General features: G+C 48.1%; 1 protein-coding gene. It reads left to right on the top strand.

Annotated features, from left to right (window positions below; all coding sequences use genetic code 11):
* Nucleotides 1-245: 245 nt before the first annotated feature.
* The gene (locus A7K91_RS00065; RefSeq protein ID WP_068678401.1) at nucleotides 246-1436 is read left to right on the top strand and encodes an IS110 family RNA-guided transposase; all 1191 of its coding nucleotides are present in this window, start codon (nucleotides 246-248) and stop codon (nucleotides 1434-1436) included.
* Nucleotides 1437-1552: the final 116 nt, after the last annotated feature.

Below are 1552 nucleotides of genomic sequence, written 5' to 3'. Positions count from 1 at the left end.
TTCGTATTATTAGGCCAGCCAGATATTACTGGTTGGTCTTTTTTTATGGTCATTCTATGATGGCGGTAGCCGGGAGAACGTGACAGCCCCTGGGGACCACCCCGTACACAGAAACTGTTCTCCCCCTACCACCGACCATCACGATTGAGCTGGTTGAGGCAATTGACCTCGTATCACAAGCGAAGCTGTGAAGTTGGAGCCATTGTGGGGAGTAAACCGGCCATTTTTTGAAGGGAGAATACGCCATGAAGCCTGTTATGGGTATCGATGTTGCAAAGGGAAAGTCAGTCGTCCAGTGTTTTCTCAAACGAAATCGCCCTGTAGGACGAGCAGAAACCATCCTTCATACCCCTAAAGGCTTTGAGCGTCTGAAGGCGCTACTGGCCGATCTGGAGCAGCAGACAGGGAAGAAACCACCGATTATTCTGGAGCCTACGGGACACTATCATCGGGTGCTTGTCCAGTTTTTACAACAGGAAGGATTTCATGTGATCTTGGTTAACCCTTTGCAGGCACAAAGGGCAAGAAGAGTAGGTTTACGCAAGGTGAAAACGGATGAATCCGATGCCTGGCACCTGGGCGATTTGTATTACCAGGAAGAGGATTGGCTGGCTCATCCTGTACGGAAGGAGGCTTTTACAGACCTTCAGTTCTTAACGCGCCAACAGGAGTTCGTGACACGTTTATATGTGCAGACCCGGCTTCATATGCGTGCCTTGCTTGATCAAGTCCTGCCAGGCTACGAGCAGGTTTTCACGGATTTGTTCTCGAAAACATCCTTAAACCTGCTAGAAGGGTGGCTGGGTTCCGATGAACCTCAAGAAGAAAACTGGCATGAGGCCATAAAAAAGGCATCCAGAGGCTGCCGCTCGGATGCTTGGGTGAACCAGAAGGCGCAATTGATCCACACCGTAAGTCAGATGAATCCGGTGACTACGATTGGTTTCGGGTTAAAACAATCCCTTTTGACTATGTTGAAGTTGCTCCGTGAGCTTCAGGAGCAGCTTGCCCACGTAGAGCGAGTCATTCATGACGTGTCCCAAACGATCCCGCAGGTGCAATTGCTTGAATCCATTCCAGGAGTCAGCACGAAGCTGGCCACAGCAATCATAGCGGAGATTGGGGATGGATCGCAGTTCAGTCATCCCAAGCAAGTCGTAGCGATGGCGGGACTAGACCCAAGCGTATTTAGCTCAGGCAAGTTTACAGCTAGTGAAAACCGAATTACAAAACGTGGCTCTAAACGTTTGAGACGAGCCGCGTATCTCACGGTTATATGTGGATTAAGGAAAAATTTCAATCCACGGCTGCGTGCGTATTATGACAAGAAAAGAAGCGAAGGGAAGCCCCATAAAGTAGCCGTGATTGCTTGCGCCAACAAGGTATTACATCACGTCTACGCTATGCTTAAAAAAGGGCAGCCATTCGCTACTTAAACATCCTTATTCCATAAACTTCCACGAAGTGGAGGTTTATTTGTCATACGTCAAATTTAGTATACCAAAAACCGTTATCCAATAAAACAGCCTATTGACAAAGTATTAGCTGGTTT

Origin of the sequence: Paenibacillus oryzae (genome assembly GCF_001675045.1) — a bacterium.
GTDB lineage: Bacteria > Bacillota > Bacilli > Paenibacillales > Paenibacillaceae > Pristimantibacillus > Pristimantibacillus oryzae.
This window is presented reverse-complemented; position numbering and strand designations above follow the sequence as displayed.